This is a genomic window from Desulfonispora thiosulfatigenes DSM 11270, assembly GCF_900176035.1.
Lineage (GTDB): Bacteria > Bacillota > Peptococcia > Peptococcales > Desulfonisporaceae > Desulfonispora > Desulfonispora thiosulfatigenes.
Map to the genome: position 1 here is coordinate 304,455 of NZ_FWWT01000022.1, position 20,575 is coordinate 325,029.

General features: G+C 30.7%; 18 protein-coding genes and 8 tRNA genes. 25 read left to right on the top strand and 1 reads right to left on the bottom strand.

The features are described from left to right. The first annotated feature begins 40 nt into the window (after positions 1-40). The 25 genes from B8965_RS10385 to B8965_RS10505 all read left to right on the top strand — a co-directional run bounded on the left by B8965_RS10385 (position 41) and on the right by B8965_RS10505 (position 19,684). Positions 41-1,105: a branched-chain amino acid aminotransferase gene (locus B8965_RS10385; protein WP_084054127.1), complete on the top strand. Its 1,065-nt coding sequence runs from the start codon at positions 41-43 to the stop codon at positions 1,103-1,105. A 79-nt stretch (positions 1,106-1,184) separates the two neighbouring features. Then, complete coding sequence (locus B8965_RS10390; protein WP_242941979.1) at positions 1,185-2,567, top strand: sodium-dependent transporter; 1,383 nt, start codon at positions 1,185-1,187, stop codon at positions 2,565-2,567. A 103-nt stretch (positions 2,568-2,670) separates the two neighbouring features. Continuing rightward, complete coding sequence (locus tag B8965_RS10395) at positions 2,671-3,003, top strand: hypothetical protein (RefSeq protein ID WP_084054128.1); 333 nt, start codon at positions 2,671-2,673, stop codon at positions 3,001-3,003. Between the two features lie 342 nt (positions 3,004-3,345). Beyond that, positions 3,346-4,356 (top strand): stalk domain-containing protein, encoded by a 1,011-nt coding sequence (locus B8965_RS10400; RefSeq protein ID WP_423237179.1) that lies wholly within the window; start codon positions 3,346-3,348, stop codon positions 4,354-4,356. 165 nt (positions 4,357-4,521) lie between these two features. After that, positions 4,522-4,860, top strand: a complete 339-nt coding sequence (locus tag B8965_RS10405; protein WP_084054129.1) for an STAS domain-containing protein — start codon at positions 4,522-4,524, stop codon at positions 4,858-4,860. Positions 4,861-4,865: 5 nt separating this feature from the next. Beyond that, positions 4,866-5,321, top strand: coding sequence for an anti-sigma F factor (gene spoIIAB / locus B8965_RS10410; protein WP_144015905.1), 456 nt, complete (start codon positions 4,866-4,868; stop codon positions 5,319-5,321). Positions 5,322-5,331: 10 nt separating this feature from the next. Then, the gene (sigF, locus tag B8965_RS10415) at positions 5,332-6,108 is read left to right on the top strand and encodes an RNA polymerase sporulation sigma factor SigF (protein ID WP_084054130.1); all 777 of its coding nucleotides are present in this window, start codon (positions 5,332-5,334) and stop codon (positions 6,106-6,108) included. A gap of 272 nt (positions 6,109-6,380) precedes the next feature. Continuing rightward, a complete protein-coding gene (miaB, locus tag B8965_RS10420) occupies positions 6,381-7,736 on the top strand; it encodes a tRNA (N6-isopentenyl adenosine(37)-C2)-methylthiotransferase MiaB (protein ID WP_084054131.1) in 1,356 nt (451 codons plus the stop codon). A 46-nt stretch (positions 7,737-7,782) separates the two neighbouring features. Next, positions 7,783-8,154, top strand: a complete 372-nt coding sequence (locus tag B8965_RS10425; RefSeq protein ID WP_159446334.1) for a YlbF/YmcA family competence regulator — start codon at positions 7,783-7,785, stop codon at positions 8,152-8,154. Positions 8,155-8,222: 68 nt separating this feature from the next. Then, entirely contained in the window at positions 8,223-10,871 is a 2,649-nt protein-coding gene (mutS, locus tag B8965_RS10430; protein WP_084054133.1) for a DNA mismatch repair protein MutS, read from the top strand. Between the two features lie 4 nt (positions 10,872-10,875). Further along, positions 10,876-12,558, top strand: coding sequence for a hydantoinase/oxoprolinase family protein (locus B8965_RS10435; RefSeq protein ID WP_084054134.1), 1,683 nt, complete (start codon positions 10,876-10,878; stop codon positions 12,556-12,558). After that, positions 12,551-13,873 (top strand): histone deacetylase family protein, encoded by a 1,323-nt coding sequence (locus B8965_RS10440; RefSeq protein WP_084054135.1) that lies wholly within the window; start codon positions 12,551-12,553, stop codon positions 13,871-13,873. The genes B8965_RS10435 and B8965_RS10440 overlap by 8 nt, the downstream gene beginning before the upstream one ends. Next, entirely contained in the window at positions 13,866-15,737 is a 1,872-nt protein-coding gene (gene mutL, locus B8965_RS10445) for a DNA mismatch repair endonuclease MutL (protein ID WP_084054136.1), read from the top strand. Before B8965_RS10440 ends, mutL begins: the two co-directional genes overlap by 8 nt. Beyond that, entirely contained in the window at positions 15,727-16,512 is a 786-nt protein-coding gene (locus B8965_RS10450) for a class I SAM-dependent methyltransferase (protein WP_084054137.1), read from the top strand. Before mutL ends, B8965_RS10450 begins: the two co-directional genes overlap by 11 nt. Before the next feature lie 53 nt (positions 16,513-16,565). After that, the gene (miaA, locus tag B8965_RS10455; protein WP_084054277.1) at positions 16,566-17,477 is read left to right on the top strand and encodes a tRNA (adenosine(37)-N6)-dimethylallyltransferase MiaA; all 912 of its coding nucleotides are present in this window, start codon (positions 16,566-16,568) and stop codon (positions 17,475-17,477) included. Between the two features lie 53 nt (positions 17,478-17,530). Further along, entirely contained in the window at positions 17,531-17,764 is a 234-nt protein-coding gene (gene hfq / locus B8965_RS10460) for an RNA chaperone Hfq (RefSeq protein ID WP_423237176.1), read from the top strand. 177 nt (positions 17,765-17,941) lie between these two features. Then, positions 17,942-18,814, top strand: a complete 873-nt coding sequence (locus tag B8965_RS10465) for an AAA family ATPase (protein ID WP_084054278.1) — start codon at positions 17,942-17,944, stop codon at positions 18,812-18,814. Between the two features lie 191 nt (positions 18,815-19,005). Then, positions 19,006-19,081: transfer RNA gene (locus B8965_RS10470), tRNA-Lys, on the top strand. Between the two features lie 4 nt (positions 19,082-19,085). After that, positions 19,086-19,162, top strand: a tRNA-Glu gene (locus B8965_RS10475). Between the two features lie 4 nt (positions 19,163-19,166). Next, positions 19,167-19,242 (top strand) — tRNA-Val (locus B8965_RS10480). Between the two features lie 9 nt (positions 19,243-19,251). Continuing rightward, positions 19,252-19,327 (top strand) — tRNA-Asp (locus B8965_RS10485). Between the two features lie 5 nt (positions 19,328-19,332). Further along, positions 19,333-19,408 (top strand) — tRNA-Thr (locus B8965_RS10490). Between the two features lie 9 nt (positions 19,409-19,417). Beyond that, positions 19,418-19,503: transfer RNA gene (locus tag B8965_RS10495), tRNA-Tyr, on the top strand. Positions 19,504-19,517: 14 nt separating this feature from the next. Further along, positions 19,518-19,593: transfer RNA gene (locus B8965_RS10500), tRNA-Met, on the top strand. A 14-nt stretch (positions 19,594-19,607) separates the two neighbouring features. Continuing rightward, a tRNA-Met gene (locus B8965_RS10505) sits at positions 19,608-19,684 on the top strand. A gap of 153 nt (positions 19,685-19,837) precedes the next feature. Here B8965_RS10505 and B8965_RS10510 read toward each other — a convergent pair. Beyond that, the gene (locus tag B8965_RS10510; RefSeq protein WP_084054139.1) at positions 19,838-20,479 is read right to left on the bottom strand and encodes a GntR family transcriptional regulator; all 642 of its coding nucleotides are present in this window, start codon (positions 20,477-20,479) and stop codon (positions 19,838-19,840) included. Positions 20,480-20,575: the final 96 nt, after the last annotated feature.

Below are 20,575 nucleotides of genomic sequence, written 5' to 3' on the forward strand. Positions count from 1 at the left end.
ATCAATTGTATTATACTATATTGTTATAGGAGGAATAGTAATGCAAGAACTTAAAATTATAAAAAGCACTACGCTTAAAGATAAACCTGAACAGGTAGGAGATTTTGGCACGATATTCACAGACCATATGTTTGTACTTGATTATGAAGAGGGTAAAGGATGGCATAATCCTGTAATAGAACCATATCAACCTATGCTTGTAGATCCAGCATCTGCAATATTACATTATGGTCAAGGTATATTTGAAGGTATGAAAGCTTATAAGACAAATGATGGACTAGTACAACTATTTAGACCTAGAGATAATTTCTTGCGTTTAAATAGATCTGCAGAGAGATTATGTATACCTCAGATTGATGTGGATTTTGTCTTAGAGTGTTTAAATAAATTAATCGAATTAGAATCTGAATGGATTCCCACTAAGGAAGGAACTTCTTTATATATAAGGCCATACATCGTAGCAACGGAGTCTTTCTTAGGGGTTAGACCATCTCATAAATATAAATTATTTATAATTTTATCCCCAGTTGGAGCTTATTATCCAGAAGGATTAAAGCCAGTTAAAATTTTAGTGGAAGATAAATTTGTAAGAGCAGTAGCTGGAGGTTTAGGAGAAGCTAAAACTATGGCTAATTATGCTGCTAGTTTATTAGCTGCTCAAGAAGCTAAGAGTAAAGGATTTTCTCAAGTATTATGGTTAGATGGTGTAAACCTTAAATATGTTGAAGAAGTAGGTACAATGAATATTTTCTTTAAGATTAATGGGGAAATTATTACGCCTGCTTTAAATGGAAGTATTTTACCAGGGATAACTAGAGATTCAGTAATTAAGGTATTAAAAAGTTGGGGATTAACTGTAAATGAAAGAAAAATTTCTATAGATGAAGTAGTGGAAGCTTTCGATAATGAATTATTAGAAGAAGCATTTGGTACTGGTACAGCTGCTGTTATCTCTCCAGTAGGTATCCTTCAATATAAAGATAAAAAAATGGAGCTAAAAGATTTTGAATCTGATAGTATCGCTCATAAATTATATGATTTTATTACGAAGTTACAATATGGAAAAGAAAATGATACTTTTGATTGGATTAAAAGTCTATCATAATATTCGTATTGTTGTTTATGTTAGGAAATCTATGTATAATTGATATTGTTGTTTTAAACTTACCTAAGGGGGATCGAATTTGAGCAAGAATATTAATTATACTAAACGTGAAAGTTGGGGCTCTAGTTTTGGTTTTATTATGGCTGCTGCAGGCTCAGCTGTAGGACTAGGAAACATATGGAAGTTTCCATACGTTGCTGGAGAAAGTGGAGGAGCAGTATTTTTATTTATCTACTTAATCTGTGCCCTTTTACTAGGATTTACAGTAATGTTATGTGAACATGCTTTAGGTAGAAATTCTCAGCAAGATGCTGTAGGAACCTTTAAAAAAATAGCACCAGGTAAAAAATGGTGGTTAGTTGGGGCTATTGGAGTTTTAGCTTCCTTTATAATTCTATCTTTTTATTCTGTGGTTGCTGGGTGGACTTTAGCTTATATTTTTAAGTCTGTGATTGGCAGTTTAGCTGGACTACAATTAACTGAATATAGTGGTTTTTTTAGTAATTTTATTAGTAATCCGGTAGAGCCAATTATTTGGCAAAGTATATTTATGATTATCACTGTAATTATTGTTGTAGCAGGTGTTCAATCTGGAATAGAAAAATGGAGTAAAGTCTTAATGCCAGCTCTATTTGCAATTCTCCTTTTAATCATAGTTAGAAGTTTAACTTTAGAAGGTTCTATGGAAGGTGTTAAATTCTTTTTAAGTCCGGATTTTTCAAAAATAAATAGTACTGTAGTATTATCTGCCTTAGGGCAAGCTTTTTTCTCTTTAAGTTTAGGTGTTGGCGCAATGATAACTTATGGTAGTTATTTAAATAAAAGATCTAATATTCCTTCGGCTGCCTTTATGATAATTGCTTTAGGTATATTAGTTGCTGTTTTAGCAGGACTTGCTATATTTCCAGCAGTTTTTGCAACTGGTATGAGTCCTAGCGGTGGCCCTGGCCTTATTTTTATGGTTTTACCAGCTGTATTTTCTAAAATGCCTTTTGGACACTTTTTTGAAATAATCTTTTTTATACTTTTAAGCATAGCTGCTTTAACTTCTGCTATATCACTTTTAGAAGTTTTAGTTGCCTTTATTAAAGATCAATTAAAGTGGACACGAAAAAAGGCTGCAATAATTAGCGGAGTACTTGCATTTATCTGGGGAATTCCCTCTTCCTTGTCACAAGGGATTTGGAGTGAATTTTTATTTAAACTTCCGGGTCAAAAACCCAAAGTGTTTTTTGATTTAATGGACTTTTTTGCTTCAAATATACTTATGCCAATTGGGGGCATTTGTGTATGTATATTTACAGCGTATATTTGGAAAACCAATAATGCTATAACAGAGCTAAGCAATAATGGCAAATATAGATATTCTTGGTTACCTCTATGGGGCTTTTTAGTTAAATATATCGCGCCAATAGTTATTTTCCTTGTTTTGTTACAGGGCCTTGGAATTTTAAAATCATAAACTATAATTTCGCACCTAAGGTGCGATTTTTTTATTAGTTGGTATTAACTTGGCTATTTCATAATACATATAGAATAATATCAAACTAAAAAGGTAACTAATCATGAATCAATTCTATAAGCCCCTTTCTTTTAATAAGTACAAACTAGGTACAATAAATGAATTCTTAGATTTAAGGGTTAATAATTATTTTAGATTGTTAAAAATAATAGAAGGAATTTTTGGTAAACCCAATTATGAATTAAAAGTAGATAAAGAAAAAATAGAAGGTTGGTTTTTAACCAATAAGAAAGAAGAATTAATTATTGAGTTTTCACCTGTAGAAGGAACTATTAAGGTTTATTGTAACGAAAAAAATAAGATCACAGAAAGCTTTCTAAAATGGTTAGAAAAAAGTAAAATATTTGTAATTAAAGAGGAGCGAAATATTAAGTAAATTTAAAGCAGCAAAATTAATAAGGGATAAAAGAGTATCATAAAGGATTAGTAAAGTATGAAAATTGTTTAGATTAGTATAATTTATTAGTAATATAGAAATTGATATAGAAAAATATTGTTTTTTTATTTACAATAGGGTTAAATGGTAATCAAAGGAGGTTCAATAATAAAAATATTCATAATATTATCATATCTGAAAGGGTGATATTTCATTTTAAGATTACGTAGTATTAAAGGACCTTTTGTATCACTGTTATTAATCGTATTTTTATTTTGCATTTTTCAGAACATATCTTTCGCGTCTGAAAGTCCTAAGCATATACTTATTAATAGTAAAGTAATTCAGTTTACTCAAAAAGAAGAAAAGCCAGTTATTAAAAATGATCGTACATATGTACCACTTAGAATCATTAGTGAAAATTTAGGCGCTGAGGTTAATTGGTTTGACAATCAAGTCTTTATTCAAAAGTCTAAAAAATTAGATTTAGCTAATGTTCCACCTAATACCTCTGGCAAAATAAGAATATTAATTGATAATCAAGTTATTAATATTACCGATAAAGATGGACAGGTTTACATAAGCGAAAAAGGACGTACAATGATTCCTTTACGAATTGTAGCAGAAAATTTAGATTGTGATGTTCTTTTTGATAAAGGAGTTATTGCTTTAACAACTAAAAAAGCAGAACCGCAGGATGAACCTAAAGAAGAACCCAAAGAAGAGCCAAAAGAACCAATTAAAGAAGAAAGTAAAACTGAAATTATTTCAATTAAGGGTCCGGCAATAGCAACATCTGAACAGTTGAAAAGATTAGTTAAAAGAGAAGAAGATAGAATGAAAGTTAAAATGGAAAGTCAAGGTAGACCATTTGAGCCATTTCCAGATGTTGTAGATCTTTATCTTGAAATTGGGAAAGAGTATGGTATACGTGGTGACTTAGCATACTGCCAGGCTTTAAAGGAAACAGGATACTTCCAATTTACAGGACAGGTACAACCTTTTCAAAATAATTATTGTGGATTATGGGCTACAGGAAGCCCATTAACAGGTGAGGAAACTTTAAAAGGTAAAGACACAATGGACATAAATAAAGTTCAGTTTTTAAAAGGTTATCATGGACTTACCTTTAAAAAGCCTGAGTACGGAGTAGAAGCACACATCCAGCATCTTTATGCATATGTAACAAAAGATGATCTACCAAAAGGTAAAGAGCTGCTAGATCCTCGGTTTAGCTATGTAAATAGAGGAGTAGCAACTAATTGGAATGATTTAAATGGAAGATGGGCAGTTCCTGGAGTTGGTTATGGGGAAAGTATTATTGATGATTATTGGAAAAAAGCATTTAAATAAGCATTATTTATTAAACTTGGTAAATTAAATTTTGCCAAGTTTTTTTTGTACAAACCATGTAGACAAAGAAACAAGTAATTCGACATTACTTTTTACAATTATTGGAAGGAATTGCATTATCTTTAGAGAATAATATAGCATGTAGAAAATAAGGAGGAGTTAGACTTGATAGCGATTAAAATTAAAAAAAATAGTTTAATTGTAAAGGTAAGTGGCGAATTAGATTTAGTTGTAGCTAAGGAATTTAGTGAATCTGTCGATAAAGTGTTACAGAATAAACCGATAAAGAGTTTAATTTTAGATTTATCAATGGTTAGTTTTATTGATAGTTCAGGATTAGGTGCTATTTTAGGAAGGTACAAGATTATTCAGCAACAAGGGGGAAAGATGTCCATTTTTGGAGCTATACCTTCAGTATATAGAATATTAGAATTATCTGGAATAATGAAAATAATCCCTGTTTTAACTTCTGAAGAATATGGATTAGAAAGGAAGGAGGCATAAGTAAAATGACTGAAAAAACAATGAATCATGTAAAAATAGAATTTTCGAGTTTACCTGAAAACGTATCTTTAGCGAGGGTATTAATTGCAAGTTTAGTAGCTCAAATTGATACTACTTTAAATGATTTAGAAGAAGTAAAGGTTGCTGTTTCAGAGGCTGTGTCCAATTCCATTATTCATGGTTACCAAAATAAGCCTGATGGAATGGTAAAGCTAGAGGTATTTATCAAAGATGGAATATTAGACATTACAATTGAAGACTCTGGTATAGGTATAGAAAATGTGGAGGAAGCAATGACTCCAATGTTTTCAACTATTCCGGAAAGAATGGGACTTGGTTTTGCTTTCATGAAATCATTTATGGACTCTGTTAGTGTAAATTCAAGCTTAGATCAAGGCACAAAAGTAAGTTTAAGAAAAAAAATAATAAGCGATAGTTCATGCGCCTTAATGGCTAAGTAAGGAATAATATATGAATACACGACTGTCTGAGATGAATTTACCGAGATTCCCAGTACTTAAAGATGATGAAATGAAAATGCTAATAGCAAAGGCTCAAAGTGGAGATGAATACGCAAGAGACAGATTAGTAAATTGTAATTTACGTCTTGTTTTTAATATGGTACAAAGATTTTTTAATAGGGGATATGAAAGTGAAGATTTGTTTCAGATCGGTACTATTGGTTTAATAAAGGCTATAGACAAATTTGATTCTAGTTATAATGTCAAATTTTCAACTTATGCTGTTCCTATGATAGTTGGAGAAATTCGCAGATTTCTAAGGGACGATAGTACAATTAAAGTAAGCCGATCTTATAAGGAAATTTCGTATAAAGTACATAAATGTCGAGAGGAATTAACTGCTAAATTAAACAGAGACCCTAAAATTAGTGAAATAGCAGAAGTATTAGATTTAAAGATTGAAGATATAGTAACTGCCTTAGATGCTGTGCAGTCCCCTACTTCAATTCACGAAACTTTGTATCAAGATGATGGTGACCCAATTTATGTTTTAGATCAATTATCAGATGAAAAAACATCGGGTGAACAATGGTTTGATCAAATCATTTTAAATGAAGTCCTGACAAGTCTTCCTATCAAAGAAAGACAAATATTAGTTTTGCGATTTTTAAAAGACAAAACTCAAAATGAAGTTGCTAAAATTGTTGGTTTGTCACAGGTTCAAGTTTCCCGTATTGAAAGACAAGCTTTAAAGGCAATTAGAGAACGGATGGATACAGGAAGCTAATTTGAAAATATGTGCAGTCTTTCTAATAGAAAATAATTTTTAGGGCTTAATAGCCCTTTTTTTAATGCAAAAATAGAATGTTGATAATAGTTAAAGCAAGACAGGAATATGTATATATTTCCCAGGTAATATTGAAATAGAGGGGTTTTTTTAAAAAATCATTATGTGTTATAATGAAAATTAGTATATATTTAAGTACTTGTTAAATTATAAAATAAGTTTATCGGTAGATATTGTATATTTAATCTGGTAATAGATTTGGAGGTTCAGTAATGCAAAACGGTAATAATTTTGAAATTGAAGAACACGCACAAACTTATTATATTCAAACTTTTGGCTGTCAAATGAATGAAAGAGATACAGAAATTTTAGCAGGAATGCTCGAACAGTTATCATATAGTCCTAGTGCTAGTATAGAAAAGGCCGATATTATTTTAATTAATACATGTTGTATCCGAGAAAAGGCAGAAAGTAAGGCGCTTAGTCAAATTGGGGAGTTAAAAAAATTTAAAAATAATAACCCTCATTTAATTATCGGGGTATGTGGTTGTATGGCTCAGCAAGAAGAGAAGGCCAAAGAAATTATGCGTTCATTACCTTATGTAGACTTTATTTTAGGTACTCATAATATTCATGAACTTCCTGATGTGGTTAAAAAAATATGGGCAGAAAAACAAAACTATGTTTTAGTGTGGGACCAAGAAAAAGAGATAATTGAGAACTTGCCATATAAAAACAAATTTTCTTACAAAGCTTTAGTCAATATAACCTATGGTTGTAATAATTTTTGCACATATTGTATAGTTCCCTATGTTAGAGGCAGAGAAAGAAGCAGACAATCAGAGTATATTTTAAAAGAAATAAGAGATATGGTTAATGATGGAGTAGTTGAGATAATGCTACTTGGGCAAAATGTAAACTCTTATGGCAAAGATTTTACAGAGATTGAGTATGATTTTTCAGATTTAATTAGTGATATAAATGAAATAGAAGGTTTAAAAAGAATTAGATATATGACCTCGCATCCTCGTGACTTTAATTTAAAATTAATTAAAACAATCGCTAAATGTGAAAAGGTTTGTCAGCATTTTCATTTACCAGTACAAGCAGGTAGTGATAAAATTTTAGCAAAGATGAATAGAGGTTATACACAAGAGACTTATCTAAAATTAGTGGATAATATTAGAAAGTTCAATCCTAATGCTACAATAACTACAGATATAATAGTAGGATTTCCCGGCGAAACAGATGAGGATTTCCTGGAAACTTTAAATTTAGTTAAAAAGGTAAAATTTGATAGTGCATATACTTTTGTATATTCACCACGAAAAGGAACACCAGCTGCAAATTTCCCAGATCAAATACCATTAGCTATAAAAAAAGAACGATTACAAACCTTAAATCAAATAATCAACGAACACAGTAGAGAAAAAAGTGAACAATATCTAAACAAAGTGTATGAAGTTTTAGTAGAGGGACATAGTAAGAATAATGACCAAATGCTTTCCGGAAGAACAGAAAGTGCGAAAAATGTAATATTTTCTGGAGATGATGAGTTAATAGGTAAAATTGTACCTGTATTAATAACTGAAGCTCAAACATGGATTTTAAAAGGTGAGTTGCAGTAACTAGAAAAAAATTATACAATAGAGAAATACTATGGAGGTGTTAAATATGCAAATTTTAGACAAAGCAAAAGAATTAGCAGACGCAATTAGAAATTCTGAAGAATTAAAGGCAGTACGTGAAGGTGAAATGGCTATATCAGCTGATCCTGAAGCACAAAAAATTATTGAGGAATACCAAAACTTGCAAAAAGAGGTACATACTCAAGGATTACAAGAATTAACTGCTGAATTAAAAGAACAAGCAGATTCTATTGAAGAAAAAATGTCTAAGAATCAAACATTAGTTGATTACTTAGGTGCGCAAGAAAAATTAGATAATATTTTAGGTCAATTAAATAACATGATTAATAACGCTTTAACTCAACAAAACGAAGAAGGATGTACTAGTTGTTCAAGTTGTTGTGGTAGTTGTTCTTAAGAAAACTTATATAAGGAGATTTTTTAATCTCCTTATATTTCTTATATAGTAAAACTTGGAGGAGTAAAATGTTTAGTAGCACACCTATGTTGATACAATATCAAGAAATAAAAAATAGTTATAAAGATTGTATTTTGTTTTATAGATTAGGTGATTTTTATGAAATGTTTGGTAGTGATGCAGAAGTTGCCAGTAAAGTATTAGAAATTGCTTTAACCTCTAGAGAGGCAGGAAAGGGAAGACGCATACCTATGTGCGGCGTGCCATTTCATTCAGCTGATAACTATATAGCAAAATTAATTAACAATGATTATAAAGTTGCAATTTGTGAACAAATGGAAGATCCTAAAAAAAGTAAAGGCATCGTAAAAAGAGATGTTGTTAGAATTATTACTCCTGGAACAGTATTAGAAAACAATCTCTTACATGAAGAGAATAATAATTTTCTAGTATGTATCACTAAAGGTGAAAACTCTTTTGGTTTAGCTGCGGTGGATATTTCTACTGGAGAATTTTATACTAGTGAAATTAATAAAAAAGAAGATTTAATCAATGAAGTTCTTCGTTATACACCTGCAGAATGTATTACATCCAAAACTCAATTTGAACTTGATCAATTACCTAATTCAGTTAAAATAAGCTATCATTATGATTATGCTTTTAAAGGTGATTACTGTAAAAAAATACTCTTAGAACATTTTAATTTAAATACTTTACAAAGTATTGGATTGGAAAATTTTCCTGAGGCGATCAAAGCATCAGGTGCTGTACTGGATTATTTGATATCTACTCAAAAAAATCCACCTGGTAATATCGAAAAGCTTAAAATTTATCACATTGAAGATAATATGTATTTAGATTTTGCCACTAAAAAAAATCTAGAACTAATTCAACCAATTAACATACAAGAAAAAAACAGTACTTTACTCTCTGTTTTAGATAAAACAGTTACGCCTTTAGGTGCGCGTATGCTTAAATCATGGCTGACGAAACCTTTGGTTAATAAAGAGGAAATTCAAAACAGATTAAATGCTAATGAAGAATTGGTTAATAATTTAGATTTACGCATGAAATTACGTAAGCTGTTAGATTCAATTTATGACTTAGAAAGAATTATTGCTAAAATTTCATTTGGTAATGCTAATGCCAAAGACTTACTAGCCTTGAAAAATTCTTTGGAAATTTTACCAAAGGTAAAAACTATTTTAGAACAAGCAAAATCTTATTTACTTAAACAAACATATGAGCAATTTGATGATTTAAATGATATTTACTCTTTATTAGAAAAAGCATTATATCCTGATCCTCCATTTTCAGTACGTGAAGGAAATCTTATCAATGATAATTATAATGAAGAAATTGATTACCTTAGATCAATTACTAGGGACGGTAAAGAGTGGATACTAAAATTAGAACAAGAAGAAAAGCAAATTTCTGGAATTAAGTCTTTAAAAATTGGTTATAACAAAATCTTTGGCTATTACATAGAAATAACAAAAAGCTATTTGCATTTAGTACCTGAGCATTATATCAGAAAGCAAACCTTAGCTAATGCCGAACGTTTCATAACCCCAGAATTAAAAGAAAAAGAAGCTTTGGTTTTAGGTGCAGATGATAAATTAAAAGAATTAGAATATCAAACATTTATTATGTTAAGAGAAGAAATTAAAGCGTTTAATTTCCGCATCTTAGCTATGGCAAAAATTATTGCAGAACTTGATTGTCTGGCATCGTTAGCACAAGTAGCTGTAACAGAAAATTATATTAAGCCAGAAATTTCAAATAATACAAACTTCAATATTAGTAATTGTCGTCATCCTGTAGTAGAGAAAAAACTTGCTGAACAATGGTTTATACCTAATGATATAAATATGAATTCTGATAATCACCGGTTTTTAATAATAACCGGTCCAAATATGGGCGGAAAAAGTACCTATTGCCGAAGTGTAGCTCTTGCAAGTATTTTAATGCAAATAGGAAGTTTTATACCTGCTGATAAGGCCGAATTACCAATAGTTGATCGAGTCTTTGCACGGGTAGGGGCTAATGATAATTTAAGTACAGGCCAAAGTACTTTCATGGTTGAAATGAGCGAAGTAGCTAATATAATTAATAATGCTACCAAGGATAGCCTGATAATTCTTGATGAAGTAGGCAGAGGGACAAGTACCTATGATGGATTATCCATAGCCTGGTCATTAACAGAATATATTCATAATATCATTAAAGCAAAAACATTATTTGCGACACATTATCATGAATTAATTACATTAGAAGAAAAATTAAATGGAGTAAAAAACTATAGCGTTTCTGTAAAGGAAGAGGGTGATGATATTGTTTTTATCAGAAAAATCATCTCAGGTGGGGCTGACAGAAGTTATGGTATACAGGTCGCAAAGCTTGCAGGTTTACCATCTACAATAATCGAAAGATCAAAAGATATTTTAAGTACATTAGAACAAAAACCTGAACAGACACAGCTGAGTTTTAAAGAAACTGAGTATAAAGAAGAAATGTTAAAGATAAAAGAAATACAAGAATTAAAGAGCAAACATGAATTAAATACTAAACAAGGCATAAATACTAAACAAGATATAAATAGTAAACATGAAAATGTCCTGAAACAATTAGAAAAAATAGATTTATTAAATATTACCCCACTAGAAGCTATTAATACTTTATACAAATTACAAAATAGTTTAAAAAGTGAGGATTGAAAATATGTATATTGGTATAGATGTCGGTGGCACATTTACTGATGGAGTTTTAATAGAAAATAATCGCGTTTTAAAAGATTTTAAGGTAAATACAAATAAAGATAATTTATTAGAAAGTATAACTCAGACTTTAGATAAATTACTTGATGATGTTAACAAAGATAATGTACAAAGAATTGTAGTTAGCACCACTTTAATGACGAATCTAATTTTAGAAAACAAATATGATCCAACTGGCCTTTTATTTTTAGCTGGATCAAGTATAAATATAAGTGAATTAACAATACCTTTTGCGTATAAGATAGCATCCGGAAATATAGATTTTCAAGGAAGAATACTAGAAGATATAGATGAAAATGAAATTATCAGGTGCGTTAAAGAACTAATTAAAGAAAAATATATTATTAACTTAGGAATTATTAGCAAGTTTTCCACGCGAAATCCTGATTTAGAATTAAAGGCAAAGAAAATAATCAAAGAACATTTTCCAAAGCTTAATATTCTTTCAAGTCATGAAGTTTCAGGTCAACTTAATTTTAAAAGGAGAGCTATGAACTTAGGCTTAACTTTAGCAAGTGGGGAATTGTTTACAACATTCACTACTTCTTTACAAGAAGCATTAAAGCTTAGAAACTTAAAATGTCCAGGTTACATTCTTAAAGCTGATGGTGGGGTAGTCCCGATTAACTCTGCTCATAAATTTGCTGTAGATACTATCTTCTCTGGACCTGCTGCAAGTTGTTTTGGGGCTAAAGCACTCTTAGGAGAAGATTCGACTGCTGTAGTTATTGATATAGGTGGAACGACAACCGATTTAAGTTTGGTTTTAGATGCGATTCCATTATATGCTTCTAAAGGAGCCAAGATAAATAATATATATACACATGTTCGTTCTTTAGCGGTCAACTCACTCCCTATTGGGGGGGATACAAGTATTATTTTAAAAGGCAATGAAGTTTCATTATCCTTTAAAAAAGAAGGAATTCCGGCTTGTCTAGGAGGAAATAATCCAACAGTAACCGATTGTTTAAGGGTTTTAAATCTTTCAGACTTTGGTGATAAAGACAAAGCAGAAAGTTCTTTAGATAAGTTGGCAAAAGAGGTTAATTTAACTAGTGCTCAGTTAGCCCAAAAGGCTATGGATTTAGTCGTTTCATTAATTCAAGATGGAATTGAATTAATGTATATTAGCTGGCAAAATGAACCTCGTTATCGTATTTGGCAATTACTACATACTAACAATAATAGGCTAAACAATATAATTGCTTTAGGAGGCCCTAGTGCCCCAATTGGTAAACTAATTTCTCGTAGAATGAGATTAAATAATATCTATTATCCAGTGTGTAATGTAGCTAATGCGATTGGAGCTGCACTTGCTTTACCTAATTATGAAGAAAATATTAGAATAAATACTACTAAAAAAGAAATTTCAACTAGTTGGGGTTATTTTTCAAAACAAAATATGCCTCAAAGATTATCTAAGGAAGATGCAATAAATCTTTCCAAGCAGATTTTTAGGGAATATTTAAGTGAATTTAATATTAAAGAATCTCCTGAAATATATCAATATGAAGTTTTTAATATGATAAGAAACATGCATACGAGTGGACAAATCCATGAAATTAAGATAGGAATTACTCCACAAATTATTGGAAATATAAACCTGCGGAGGTATCCTCATGAGTAATAAAACAGGATTAATCTTTTTTCCAGCTTTTGATTGGTCTATTTCTCCTACTCATCCTGAAAGAGAAGAAAGATTATTGTATACCAGAGATCAAATTATTGAAGAAGGTTTATTAGATTTAGAGGAAATAATCGAGTATAAAGCACAAATGACTACTGAACTTGATATAAAGAGAGTTCATTTTTGTATTCCTACGGTTAATAATGTTGTTACAGATGCACATTTAGTAGCAGCAGGTTCGGCAATTGCCTTAGGGGAAGCCTGGCATAACAAAGAAGTCTCAAATTCTTTTGCTTTAGTACGTCCTCCAGGACATCATGCTATGCATATTACTTACGGAAATCGAGGCTTTTGCAATATTAATAATGAGGCTATCTTGGTAGAATATTTACGTAAAAAATATGGATATAAAAAAATAGCCATTATTGATACTGATGTGCACCATGGAGATGGAACTCAAGATATATTTTATCATGATCCAGATGTGCTTTTTATTTCTTTACATCAAGACGGACGCACCTTATATCCTGGAACAGGATTTATGAATGAATTAGGAGGTCCTAATGCTTTTGCTAAAACTATAAATATACCATTACCACCAGGAACAGGTGATCAAGGAATAGATTATGTGCTTGATAATTTAATTCTACCTATATTAGATGATTTTAAGCCTGAGATAATTATTAACTCAGCTGGTCAGGATAATCATTTTACTGATCCACTTGCGAATATGAATGTTACGGCTTATGGTTATGGTAGGTTAAATCAAAAGTTAAATCCTGATATTTGTGTACTAGAAGGTGGATATGCAGTTGAAACAGCTTTACCTTATGTGAATATGGCTATTATTTTAGCCTTAGCAGGTAAAGACTATTCTTATATTAAAGAACCAGGATTAAAAGAGCAAAATTTAACCGAATCAGAAAAGACACTTAAATACCTTAAAGACTTTACTGTCAAAATGATGAGTATTTGGAAAAATAGAGACAAAATAGATTTAACTGAAATCTTTGGCTCTAAAGATATTTATACAAAAAGCAAAGAAATATATTATGATACGGATAATCTTTTAGAAGAACAAGAAGAAAGTATTTATAAATGTACTGAATGTGCAGGATTATTAACCTATGTATCGTATTTAAAAAAGTCTGCCAAAAACCTTTGTATTTCTATACCTATATATGCATGTAATGAATGTCTAAAGAAAGGTAAAAGTTTATTTGAAAATGCATGTAAAGATAATTTTTATCATCAGGTGTTTTTGCAAAATAAGGCAGAAGACATGTACTTAACTAAGGATGATGTAAATGGGTAAGATAAAAATATTAGACACCTTTACTTCTAATAAAATAGCTGCTGGTGAGGTAATAGAAAGACCCTCATCAGTAGTTAAAGAGTTAATTGAAAATTCAATTGATGCAAAGGCCAGCTTTATTCAAGTAGAGATAAAAGATGGTGGCACTACTTTAATTAAAGTAACAGATAATGGATCTGGAATGGATAAAGATGATGCCCTCATCGCTTTTAATCGACATGCAACGAGTAAAATTTATGATTCTAGTGATTTAGATAACATTAGTACTTTTGGCTTTAGAGGTGAAGCTCTCTCAAGTATTGCAGCTGTTTCACAGATAATCTTAAATACAAGTACCGGGGACCAAGTAGGTACGCAAATTAAAATAATGGGTGGAGAATTAGATAATATAAAAGAAGTAGCCTTTGCCCAAGGAACAAGTATTGAGATAAGAAATATATTTTATAATATACCGGCTCGAAGAAAGTTTATTAAAGGGCTTAGTTATGAAACAGGCTTAATAACGGAATTAATTACAAAATATTCTCTAGGTCATCCTCATATTAGATTTAAAGTAATAAACAACAAAAACATTATCTATGATACAGCTGGTAAAAACACTACTAAGTCAAGGTTAAAGGAAGTTTTCGGGGAAGAATTAGGTTCTAAATTTATTTATTCAGAAGATGAAGTTTTTGCAGGTTCTGAACTAAAAGCTTGGCTTGCACCCAAAGAATTTAGTAAAAGTACTCGTAATCAGCAATTATTTTTTATAAATGGAAGATTAATAAAAAGCAAAGAATTAAGTAAAAGCTTAGAAGATGCTTATCACACCTTTTTACCGAAAGGGAGATTTCCTATTGCATTACTTGATTTTACTTTGCCCTTTAATGAATTAGATGTAAATATTCATCCCACTAAATTAAATGTGAAAATTTATAATTTGGATTTTCTAGTAAGCAAATTAACTTCTTTAATAAAAGATACTCTTAATAAAACTAATTTAATTGAATTTAACGATTATATTTATCAAAATTTAAATGACAACTATGCTAGTGAAGATAATAACTTTCTCAGTATGGAAGAAGAAAATATACCAGTAAAAGCTATTTTTAAAGAACCAGAAATTAATTATTATCAAGATGATTTTAATCTCAAAGACTCTCTACTAGATCCAATAAATATCAAGCCAGAAAAAGATATAGCTAAACCAGAAGAACAATTTATTCACTTTAGAGAAAAAGATAAGCAAGCAAGTTTTACTGAGAATACAGAGGTTAAGGTTAAAGATATTCCTAATTTAAAGCCATTAGCTCAGTTAAATGATACCTTTATTTTGGCTCAAAATCAGGAAGGTCTTTTTATTATTGACCAACATACGTGTCATGAAAGAATTTTATATGAAAGATTCATGAAAGAAGATGCTGAAAAAACAATATTATCAGAAAGTTTATTAATTCCTATTACTTTAAATCTTACAGCTAAACAAGAAGGAATTTTAATAAAAAACATCTTAACCTTAAACAAATTAGGATTTATTGTTGAGCATTTTGGTACTAGGGCCTTTGTTATTAGAGCTCTACCTTTAGATTTGAAAATTAAAAATATTGAACAATTTTTTCTGGATTTAATCGATGAAATAGGAGAATATAGTAAAAATAATTATAATGTGTTAAGAGAAAAGGTACTAATTATGGCTTCTTGTAAAGGAGCTATTAAAGCAAAGCAAAAATTAAATAATGAAGAAATTTTATTTTTATTATCTGAGTTAGCAAAAGTGGATAATCCCCATACTTGTCCACATGGAAGACCTATTATTCATCATATTTCAATGAAACATTTATATAAAACTTTTAGACGGGGAGAATTTAACCTTGAATCATGATAATATAGTTGTTACAACTACTAAGCCTCGTGAACATCTAATTGAGATAGCGAGGTTGATTAGTGAAGAAATAAATATCCCCTATCTAGTTAAAGGAAACTTAAGTATGGCTAAATTTATGGAGACAAATAACTTAACAGATGTAATAGCTGTACGAGAAGATAGAATTCAAATTATTTCTGAAAATGGGGAATTCTTTTTTCACCCAGGATTAGCTATTCCAAGAATTAAAAATTATAAAAAAACACGCTATGACACTATGATAGAAGCCATGCAGTTACAGCCATCTGATGTCCTGTTAGATTGTACTTTAGGACTTGCCAACGATGCTATTGTAGCTAATTTTATCTTAAAAGATAAAGGTGAATTAGTTGGAATTGAAAGTAGTCCACTCATTTATGCGATAACAAAATGGGGATTAAAAAAATATTCAAGGGGTAGTAAAGCTACTCAAGAATCAATGCAAAATATCATTGTTAAAAATGAGAACTATGATACTTATTTAAAAAAACTTCCTTCAAAGAGTGTTGATATTATTTATTTTGATCCTATGTTTAATAAACCTTTATATAAATCAAATGGTATATGTGGTTTAAGGAATTTTGCTAATTATCAGCAATTAGATCAAAGCACAATTGATTTAGCGCTTAAAATAGCTCGCAAAAGAGTAGTATTTAAAGATAGGTCAAATAGTAGTAATTTTGGCAAATTAAATGTGGATGAAATAGTTGGTGGAAAATATAGTCCGGTTGCTTATGGTGTATTTATTTGTTAAGGGGATAATTTTATAACAAATTAGTAATAATAGGAAGGATGAGTTAATTGAATTTGCTTCCTCTTTTTGTGTTAGTTGGACCGACTGCAATCGGAAAGACTAGCTTAAGTATTAAATTGGCTAAAGAGTTAAAGGGAGAAATAGTATCTGCTGATTCTATGCAAGTTTATCGCAATTTAGATATTGGAACAGCAAAGGTCACTAAAAATGAAATGGAGGATATACCTCATTATTTAATAGATATTATCGATCCAACTGAAAATTTCAGTGTAGCAGATTTTCAGTCTTTAGCTAAAGAAAAAATTGCAGAAATAGCTAGCAGAGAAGTTTTACCTATGCTAGTTGGGGGTACAGGTTTATATGTAAATAGTATTGTCAGTGAATATAATTTTACAGATATTGGTGATACTGAAGATATAAGAAGGGATTTATGGAAAATTGCAGAAGATAAAGGTAATGAGGAATTAATAGAAAAGTTAAAGGTTCTTGATCCCATTAGTGCAGAAAAAATTCACCCTAATGATAGTAAGAGAATTATAAGAGCTTTAGAAGTTTACTATGCTTCTGGAAAACCTATTTCTTCATATCAAAATAATACTAGCAATTATGATTTGAACTTTATTGGTCTACATATGGATAGAGAAAAACTATATGAACGAATTAATTTGCGTGTTGATTTAATGCTTGAGGCAGGGTGGCTAGACGAATTAAAAAACTTATTAGCTAGCGGTGTACCTGCTAATGTACAAGCTTTACAAGGATTAGGTTATAAACAATTATTAATGCATTTAAATGGAGATATTTCGTATGAAAAGGCTATAGAACTAATTAAAAGAGAAACCAGACGATTTGCAAAAAGACAAATAACTTGGTTTAAAAGAGATGAACGTATCAAGTGGATAAATGTAGATGATAAAAATGAAGCACAGATTTTAGCAGAAATATTGTCCTACATTGAAAAATAAGTTACTTTACAAAATATAAAATATAAAATATAAATTTAGAACGGAGGAAAATTATGCAAAAACAGTTTAATTTACAAGATGCATTTTTAAATCAAGTACGTAAAGAAAATATTCAGGTAACATTTTTTTTGATTAATGGTTTCCAATTGAAAGGTATGGTTAAAGGTTTTGATAATTTTACAGTTATTATTGAAGTTGATAAAAAGCAGCAAATGGTTTATAAACATGCCATTTCTACAATTATACCAATAAAAACAGTGAATTTCATGCCAAATGACTCTAATTAAATAACATGTAGGCTGTTACTTAAGTACATAAGTAACAGCCTTTTTATTTTATTTTAAATTCACATTTATCGATATTTTGCATATTTTTATAGTAGGCATCTATATGGAGGTGAGAGAGAATTGGCTTTGAAATTTTCATATAAAGTTGACCCAAAGGGTGTTCCACAACTTATTCCAATGGGGAAAATAAATAAAATTACTAAATCAGAAGATAATAATAAAAATGATAATAAACAAATTCAGATTATATTAGATGATTTGGAAAATTTAGTAGGACTATATAATGTAAAAAAAATAGTATACGAAATTCAAGCCTTTATAAAAATACAAAAGAAAAGAAAAGAAGAAAATTTACTTTGTGAATCTTTAGTTTTACATATGATTTTTAAAGGTAACCCTGGTACAGGAAAAACCACGGTTGCTAGAAATATAGGCAGTTTATTTAAAGAGCTTAAAATATTAGATAAAGGACATATAGTGGAAGTAGAAAGAGCAGATTTGGTCGGTGAGTATATCGGACATACAGCACTTAAAACTAGAGAGCAAATAAAAAAGGCCTTAGGAGGTATTCTTTTTATTGATGAAGCTTATTCTCTTGCAAGAGGGGGAGAAAAAGACTTTGGTAAAGAAGCTATAGACGTACTAGTAAAGTCCATGGAGGATTATAAAAATGAGCTTATTTTAATTCTTGCTGGATACAAAAATGAAATGGATTCATTTATGAAAATTAATCCGGGGTTACAATCTCGTTTCCCTATACATATCGATTTTCCAGATTACTCTTTAACAGAACTAATGCAAATAGCTGAATTAATGCTTAAAGAAAGAGAATATACCTTATCAAATGATGGTAAATTAAATTTACAAAATATCCTTAAAACTAAAGCTTATAATAATCCTTACTTTGGAAATGCACGCATGGTACGAAACTTAATTGAAAAATCCATAAGATCACAAGCAGTTAGATTAATTGAAAAAGATAACATTACTAGAGATGATTTAATCCAGATAACCTTAGAAGATATTAAAAATGCTTTTCAAGAAATATAAGTAATCATAGAACTTATATTTCTTTTTTTTGCGCAATTTGAAATAGCATGATATTCTGTTTTAAGTCATTACTTGCACCTATAATACTAATTATTTAAAAAAATAAAAGTTTTTTAAATTTATTGTTGCTAAAAAGAAAACAAGGTGTTATACTAAGTCTTGTCGCTGAGGAACACAAAGACAAGCACTAAGAGCCATTAGCTCAGTTGGCAGAGCACCTGACTTTTAATCAGGGTGTCCCGCGTTCGAGTCGCGGATGGCTCACCATTAAGGCCCGTTGGAGAAGTGGCTGAACTCACTAGCCTTTCACGCTAGCACTCAGGGGTTCGAATCCCCTACGGGTCACCATTAAGGGCGATTAGCTCAGCTGGGAGAGCACCTGCCTTACAAGCAGGGGGTCGGCAGTTCGATCCTGTCATCGCCCACCAATAAAATATGGAGCTGTAGTGTAGCGGTTATCACGTCGGCCTGTCACGCCGAAGATCGCGGGTTCGATTCCCGTCAGCTCCGCCATATTTGCCGACGTAGCTCAATTGGAAGAGCAGCTGACTTGTAATCAGCAGGTTGCGGGTTCGAGTCCCATCGTCGGCTCCATTATAATAAGGAGAGGTTCCCGAGTCGGCCAAAGGGGGCAGACTGTAAATCTGCTGGCAACGCCTTCACAGGTTCGAATCCTGTCCTCTCCACCATTATAATTCAATATCGCGGGATGGAGCAGTTGGTAGCTCGTCGGGCTCATAACCCGAAGGCCGAAGGTTCAAGTCCTTCTCCCGCAACCAATTATATATTTTATGGCTGCGTAGCTCAGTTGGCTAGAGCATACGGTTCATACCCGTAGGGTCCGGGGTTCAAGTCCCTGCGCCGCCACCACAAAAAAAGAAGTACTTTGTCTTCTTTTTTTGTGTTTACTTATACTTATTTTTATTTTAAGTTAAAATAATATTTTTATAAAAGTGATAATGACTGTTAATATAAATAATGAATACGAAAAAGGTGCTTAAAATTAATGTTTTAGCACCTTTTTTATATCATATCAGGATGTTTTGTAGCCCAGTGATCGAATCGTAAATATTTTTCAAGTTCTTCTTTATCTTTTTCGACGAATAATTTGATTATTGTTCTGTGTTCATCATTTGTTTCCTTTAGGGTTGCAAATAATTTATCGGTATCAGTACTGATATAAGATCTATGTAGTGGACTTAAGGATAAATCATTTAGCATTTTGATGAGAATGGGATTATCACATTTATTGATATAAATTTTATGAAATTGATCTTGCAATGTATAGTAATCAGAATATTTAGTGTACTTTATCGCAATCTCAATTTTATCTACACATTCATGCATTTTTATAATATCATCTTCAGTTAAATTATCAACTGAAAGTGAAGCAGCAAGAGCATCGAGTGTAGCAATAATGGTATACAGATCTAATTTTGATTTTGTATCTATTTCAAGTACTTTATAACCTTTACGAGGAATCTTTTCTAAGATACCATCAGCTACAAGATGAATAAGAGCTTCTCGCACAGGAGTTCTACTAACATTAAAAAAGTTGCATATTTGAGTTTCATTAATTATTTCGTTAGGTTTAAGTTCATTATATTGAATTTTAGATTTGATATTATTAATGATTTGATCGCGGAATGATATTTTAGAATCCATAGTATTCTCCAATTCGGTTATTTTATCTTATTATAGCAATTTAAGGAGATGAATGTCAATGAACCAGAGTCTTAACGTATTAAAATTCAATACATG

Excerpts from the sequence above, each read along its gene's own strand:
- B8965_RS10435 (WP_084054134.1), top strand. The coding sequence starts at position 10,876 with ATGTATATTGGTATAGATGTCGGTGGCACATTTACTGATGGAGTTTTA.
- mutL (WP_084054136.1), top strand. The coding sequence starts at position 13,866 with ATGGGTAAGATAAAAATATTAGACACCTTTACTTCTAATAAAATAGCT.
- B8965_RS10425 (WP_159446334.1), top strand. The coding sequence starts at position 7,783 with ATGCAAATTTTAGACAAAGCAAAAGAATTAGCAGACGCAATTAGAAAT.
- B8965_RS10440 (WP_084054135.1), top strand. The coding sequence starts at position 12,551 with ATGAGTAATAAAACAGGATTAATCTTTTTTCCAGCTTTTGATTGGTCT.
- B8965_RS10510 (WP_084054139.1), bottom strand. The coding sequence starts at position 20,479 with ATGGATTCTAAAATATCATTCCGCGATCAAATCATTAATAATATCAAA.
- B8965_RS10465 (WP_084054278.1), top strand. The coding sequence starts at position 17,942 with ATGGGGAAAATAAATAAAATTACTAAATCAGAAGATAATAATAAAAAT.
- B8965_RS10395 (WP_084054128.1), top strand. The coding sequence starts at position 2,671 with ATGAATCAATTCTATAAGCCCCTTTCTTTTAATAAGTACAAACTAGGT.
- B8965_RS10385 (WP_084054127.1), top strand. The coding sequence starts at position 41 with ATGCAAGAACTTAAAATTATAAAAAGCACTACGCTTAAAGATAAACCT.
- hfq (WP_423237176.1), top strand. The coding sequence starts at position 17,531 with ATGCAAAAACAGTTTAATTTACAAGATGCATTTTTAAATCAAGTACGT.
- miaB (WP_084054131.1), top strand. The coding sequence starts at position 6,381 with ATGCAAAACGGTAATAATTTTGAAATTGAAGAACACGCACAAACTTAT.
- spoIIAB (WP_144015905.1), top strand. The coding sequence starts at position 4,866 with ATGACTGAAAAAACAATGAATCATGTAAAAATAGAATTTTCGAGTTTA.
- sigF (WP_084054130.1), top strand. The coding sequence starts at position 5,332 with ATGAATACACGACTGTCTGAGATGAATTTACCGAGATTCCCAGTACTT.
- mutS (WP_084054133.1), top strand. The coding sequence starts at position 8,223 with ATGTTTAGTAGCACACCTATGTTGATACAATATCAAGAAATAAAAAAT.